The sequence below is a fragment of the Nostoc sp. CCY 9925 genome (assembly GCF_963920935.1).
Taxonomy (GTDB): Bacteria; Cyanobacteriota; Cyanobacteriia; order Cyanobacteriales; family Nostocaceae; genus Nostoc.
Genome location: NZ_CAWUDO010000197.1, coordinates 1 through 6,669, shown reverse-complemented (window position 1 = coordinate 6,669; position 6,669 = coordinate 1). Strand labels below are relative to the sequence as shown.

The following is a 6,669-nucleotide window of genomic DNA, read 5'->3' as shown; positions in this document are numbered from 1 at the left end:
TTGAGTATTTTAACTGATTGACAAAATACGCTTTATCTTAACCTATCACCAATGCAACAGGAATGACTATTGATTCGGCTACTGGTTTATTAACTTGGGCAACTCCTGTTGCTGGTAATTATAAAGTTGTTGTCGGTGCAGTGGATGCTGGTGGCTTAGGAGCGGCTCAAGGGTTTACTTTAACTGCACGGGTAAATAATGCCCCAGTAATTCAGTCTAATCCTAAATTAACTGCAACCCCTGGCAGTACTTACAACTACGACATCATTGCCAGTGATGCGGATGGCGATCGCCTCACCTACACCTTAGATCAAGCATCCCGTGATTTGGGGATGACACTGGATACTCTCAGCAGACTGCGCTGGACACCGACTGCTGGCAATGTTGGCAATCATACAGTTGTCATTACAGTGAACGACGGCAATGGCAGTAGTGGGCAGCAACAGTATAATCTGTCGGTGGCGGCTGACAGTGTAGCACCGAAAGTCAGGCTGATTGCGAATTACAACCTAGTAAATTTAGGCGAGTCGATAACTTTCCAGGCACGGGCAACTGACAATATCAAAGTTGCAGGCTTGCGATTACTGATTGGTGATACGCCTGTGGTGCTTGATAGCAATGGTATGGCAACCTTCAAACCCACCACTGCCGGGACGATTACCGCAAAAGTGATCGCTACAGACACGGCTGGTAATATTGGGCAAGCAACATTCGATGTGGCAGTAATTGACACCAGCGATGTGAATCCACCTTCTGTCAGTGTTGATTTGAGTGCGATCGCTGGTGGTTTAATAACCGCACCCGTTGATATTAAGGGTTCTATTTCCGATGATGGCAGCTTGGATTATTACCGTCTCTTGGTTGCACCTGTTGCTGGTGGAGAATTCAAGGAGATAGTTTTTGTTGATAATCCAACTGCGATCGCTGATGGGGTGTTGGGTAAATTCGACCCCTCATTGCTGCAAAATGACTCGTATATCCTGCGCCTGGAAGTTGCCGACAATGGTGGCCACATCAGTTATGTAGATGAGGTGATTGATGTTGCTGGGGATTTGAAGCTGGGGAATTTCAGACTGTCGTTTACGGATCTTGTTGTTCCGGTAACAGGAATACCTATAACCCTAACACGGACGTATGACAGTCTAAATTCTGGTAGCACAGATGACTTCGGCTACGGTTGGCGGATGGAATTTAGAGATACTGACCTGCGGACTTCCCTGCGTCCACCCAGCGAAGACAGCCAACTTGTAGGCTACCAAAATCCCTTCAAGAATGGTACTAAAGTATACATAACTCTCCCTGGTGGTAAACGAGAAGCGTTTACATTTAAGGCCAAGCAAGTCGAGCAAATCGATGGTGGCTCTTTACTCTATTTTTCTAAGTATTTCTATCAGCCAGAATTTGTTGCTGACAAAGGTGTAACCAATACGCTGACGGTTGAAAGCAATTTCATCACCAAGCAACAAGATGCCGACGAATTCTACGGCTTCCAAGGAAACCCCTACAATCCTGCCGATCCGCTATTTGGTGGCAAGTATAAGTTAACCACGAAAGAAGGGGTGGTATATGAAATTGATGCCGCAACGGGCGATTTGCTCACTGTTACTGACACTAATGGGAACAAGCTGACGTATACAGATGGGGGGATTTATAGTTCCACTGGCAAGCAAATTACCTTTGAGCGTGATGCACAGGGTCGGATTGCCAGTGTCAAAGACCCGATGGGTGAGTTAGTGCGGTATGAGTATAACGCGAAAGGGGACTTAGTTAGCGTCACTGACCAGGAAAAACTTAAGACTCAGTTTGTCTACGACCAAGAGCGATCGCATTATCTTAAAGAAATAATCGACCCATTAAACAGAGCAGGTGCAAAAGTTGAGTACGGTGATGATGGTCGGTTAAAGAAAACACTCAATGCTACAGGTAATTCTGTAGAAATTGATTATGACCCTGCAAACTCGCTGCAAACAGTTAAGGATGCGTTGGGCAATCCCACTACTTATGAATATGACACCAGAGGCAATGTAGTACGAGTTGTTGATGCACTCGGTCATCAAACTCAGATGAAATACGATGATGAGAATAATCTGCTACAAGTTACTGATGCAAATAATCTCGTTACCAAGTACGAATATGACGACAAAGGCAACTTAAAATCGCGCACAGAGGAGTACTGCGGTTGTCCAACTGTTGTGCCGGGAATTACGTATTACACATACGACAAGTACGGCAATATGACATCGTTAGTGACACCAACTGGTGCATCCATGACGATGGACTATGACCGCTTTGGCAATATGCTGGCGATGAAAGATGGGTTAGGTAATGTTATCCAGTCTTTCACCTATGATGTTTTTGGGCAAGTGAAAACTGAAACTGATTCCACAGGAACGACAACCTACCAGTACGATGACTTTGGCAATGTCATTAAGACTATCGATGCAGATGGCAGTGCTACTAAAATGGAGTACTACGCTGACGGTAAGCTCAAGCGGATGCTGGAGGATAACGGTACACCTAATGACACCAGTGACGATGAGGTTTCTACCTTTGAATACGATAAGCTGGGGCGAGAGAAATTTGTTGATTACGGGGATGGAATTTGGGTCAAATACGATTACGAAGGCGCAGGTGGTGATTGGACTAAGTTAGAAGCACCCACTATTGGTAAAATTGAGCGGAAGTTGACTGCTGATGGTAAGCTGGCAGGTTGGGTAACTGCGGATGGTGGTACGCCGACATTCAAGTACGACCTAGTTGGGCGTTTGTGGAGAGAAACTGATACCAACGGTAATGACATCACTGAATACGGTTATGATGCAGCCGGACGTTTAACTACAGTAAAAGACTTGCGGACGGGTGCGACAACCACGAAGAAATATGATGCAGGCGGACGCACCACTGAAGAAATCGATGTACTAAATGTTTTCACTCGCTACTTCTACGATCCCAAATCTGGGAAGTTGACGAGTACCGAACGTGGGAAATACATTAAAGATACTTCCGGGCAGTTAGTAGAAGATACAACAGTACAAAAACAGGTGTACCGCTATGAATATAACGGGTTACAAACAACAGTAATTGACCCACTAAATCGTAGAACCACCTCGGTAATGAATGATTACTATCTGCCAACCGAGACAATTTATACCACTGGTCAAAAAGAGAAAATCAGCTATCTGTACGCTAATAACCTGCAAGAAGCGAAGGATTATCCAACCAAAATTGTTGATATTGGCGGTAATGATAGGGACTTTACTTATGATGAATTGGGTCGTTTGAAGACGGCAACCGACTTAGGTAATAGCAAATATACTTACGACTACGGTGATGATGGGCTACCGAAAATTACTAGTCCTACAGGTGAAACACTTCAGTATGGCTACGATGATTTGGGTAATTTAGCCAAAGTCACTTATGGCGATAGTACTTTTAAACAGATGACTTACAGTACCACTGATAATCGTTTGGAAACGGTGACGCTGCCAAGTGGGGAAACTATCACCTATCAGTATAATGATGCAGGACAAGTGACCTCGCAAACTTCTTCTACTACTGGTGCTGTCAGCTTTACCTATACTGAAGAGGGTGCAGTCAAAACAATGACTGACTCTACGGGTACAACAACTTACCGCTACGACAGCAATGACCGTCTCGAAGGTATGGATTATGCCAATGGTAGCAGTATTAGCTACACCTACGATATTGTAGGACGGATAAAGACATTAACGGAGAAAGGTTCTGCTAACGCTGTAGCATATACGACCGAGTATGATTATGATGCGTTTGGCAATCTTAGCTGGGTGAAAGACCCTGCTGGTGGGATTACTACCATGAAGTACGATGTGGTAAACCGTTTGCAAGAACGAATATTGCCCAATGGCGTGAAGACGACTTATGATTATGACGATTTAGATAGAGTGAAGTCGATTGTTCATACTAATGCCCAAGGTCAGGTATTAGCATCTGTAAGTTATGAGAGAAAGGGTATTGGAGAACCAAGTAAGATTACGCGGGAAGATGGTTCTTATACTCAGTTGGAATATGATGAAGCGCTGCGGGTGAAGAAGGAATCGAATTATAATCCGGCTGGTGGGTTGTTGAATGAAACCAATTACACCTATGATGCTTCTGGTAAGCGGCAAGTGCAGTCAAGTACGAATAATAGCCGCACGTTTACTTATACTCCTGGGTATCAGTTAGATACCATCCAGGAAACTGGTGAGACGGAAAATTATGATTATGACGAAAATGGTCGGTTAACGCTGATTGAAAGAGATGGTAAGACGCTAGATTTAAACCACGATGCTTATGACCGTCTGACAACAGTGGAAAATGAAACCACTGGCGAGACGACACAGTATATTTACGATGGTTCTGGTAACAGAGTTAAGGAAATTCAAGGAAATCAGGAACGCAGATTCTTGGTAGCACCTGCGATGGGTGGTGGTTTAGAATCAACTGACTTGATTACTGATGGTAGCGGTAATCTCATTAGTAACTACATTTATGGTGGTGGTAATAGTCCGTTTATGCGGTTGGATGCTAACGGGAATGCTGTGTATTATTTGACCGATGCGATGGGTACAGTGATTGGGTTGGCTGATGGCAGTGGTGCAAGTTCAGGCAAATTTCTTTATGATGCGTTTGGCAACATTTTGTCGCAAGTAGGTGGTGCAGATAGTGCTGCGGGTGGTGACTTTAGGTTCCAAGGACAGTGGTTGGAGTCAGAAAGCGGACTGTATTACTTTAGAGCTAGAGATTATGACTCTGCTACTGGGTTGTTCTTGAGCCGTGACCCAGTGGATATTATTGAGACTGTGCCGGAGAGTTTTAATCCGTATCAGTTTGTGTATAACAATCCATATATTTACAGCGACCCGACCGGGATGTTTACCTTGATGGAGCTTAATGCTGCTCAAGACATGCAAACAGCCTTATCCACTATTAGAACTTATGCAAGTTCGCAAGCTAAAGAGTATTTAAAAGGAAAAATAGGTGATGCCTTTGGCGAAATTGTTGGGAGTGTATTCAGTAATTTTATACCTGGTTCTGCTCTTGCAAAAAGCTTTCTTGAATCACTTGATGGAGATACTTCAAACATATTTGAATTGGTACTTCAAGACTTAGTATGTCAGTACTTTGAAGGAATTCCTTTGATAGATAATTTACGCTTCGTTCCAAGAATAGAAATAAATGGTACACCTAGAACAAATGGTTTGGATTGTGGCAATCGCAATGACCCTCAGCAACTTAGAATAGTAGAACGTAACAGAGGAGGAGGCTCTCGTCCAGACTTTATATTTATACAAGGTAACTACAGACAAAGAAATCCCAATTCATATCTCATCGGTGATATTAAATTGATTCAATCTGCTGCTAGAAGGGATGTACTTGGAAACGATAACCAATGGCAAGCGATGTCTAATTATGCTCGTCTATTCCAACTTTTACCCTTTGTCTCTTACATCTCATTGCTAGAAGCTTTTCCTGGGGCACCCGATGAATCCGGTCGTGGTATATCGAAGACAGACAAACAAAGGATGGCTAGAGAAGCTTTTCAGAAAGGAGTGATTTTAGTTCTAGCTAACTTGATTGATTAAATTTAAGTTCTAAGTCGATTACGCGATCTCTGAAGAGAAAAGTTAGACTAACCATTGATTTTCTAATGATACACACCGCTTATTATTATAGGTAATCTTGCAGTGGAAGGGGAGTGGGTATAAAAACGAAAAGATGGTTCAAGATGGCAGAGGAATGTTTTAATTTACATATTTTTTGTTACTTTATGTCCATTGACTCTCTCGAACACTATACCTTTACTCTACAGTCTCTTAGAAACTATACCTTTACTGTAAGTATGTCCTACGGATATGACCAACAAGGACGTAATTGGAAAGAACCAGAACTTACATCCATGCGTAAGGAAGGTTTAATAGTTAAAGAATATGCTGAGAAAACCGTTTTCTTTGAAAATATACTTCTTGGCTATATACAGGAATGCTTAGACGGTACTTGGTCTGCACATAGCCCATACAATGCTTTAAGTGTAGGTGATATGGAAATTTCTGGATTCATTGATGAGTTTTATGCTGTGCGATACCTACATCAAGTGATAAAAGCAAATTATCCAGACGAGATTGGGAACTTTCCTTGTCTTCCTTGGGAGCTAGAAAACCCCTAGATTTAACAATACCTTCGCCAAAAAAAGAGTATGAAGAGATAGGGCTGCCGTAGTAGAGTTATTGTCTCTCACAACGACAACTCAGAAGCTACAAGCAGCCCATGTTCGATATCCTATCACTGCTACAGTGCCTGCTACCACAAATAAATGCTACGACGATGCGGCAATTAAACCAGATAATTCTGGCGATGTTAGCAATGAATGGAAGAGTCACCATGTTGGGAATTTCTCGTTGGGCAGGCATTGGTGGTAGTTATCGGACGATGTTGCGGTTTTTTCATACAGTAATTCCTTGGGCAACGTTGTTTTGGCTATTTTTCCGCAAGCATTTGTTCCGTGCGAATGAGGTGTATCTGCTTGCAGGAGATGAAGTTGTAGTGAGTAAATCAGGTAAAAAGACTTATGGATTGGATAGATTCTTTTCTAGCCTACCCGGATTTCTCACAAACTCAGAAAAAACCGGAGCGTAAAACTGATAAAATGTA

General features: G+C 42.8%; 2 protein-coding genes and 1 pseudogene. All 3 read left to right on the top strand.

The window, feature by feature from the left end; all coding sequences use genetic code 11:
• Positions 1-62 precede the first annotated feature (62 nt).
• Positions 63-5,603, top strand: coding sequence for an RHS repeat-associated core domain-containing protein (locus tag ACM0OY_RS38950; RefSeq protein ID WP_414574058.1), 5,541 nt, complete (start codon positions 63-65; stop codon positions 5,601-5,603).
• A 185-nt stretch (positions 5,604-5,788) separates the two neighbouring features.
• On the top strand, positions 5,789-6,184 hold the full coding sequence (locus ACM0OY_RS38945) for a hypothetical protein (protein WP_146110885.1): 396 nt from the start codon (positions 5,789-5,791) through the stop codon (positions 6,182-6,184).
• Positions 6,185-6,285: 101 nt separating this feature from the next.
• Positions 6,286-6,615 (top strand): annotated as a pseudogene (locus ACM0OY_RS38940) (transposase); the annotation flags it as partial.
• Between the last annotated feature and the right edge of the window lie 54 nt (positions 6,616-6,669).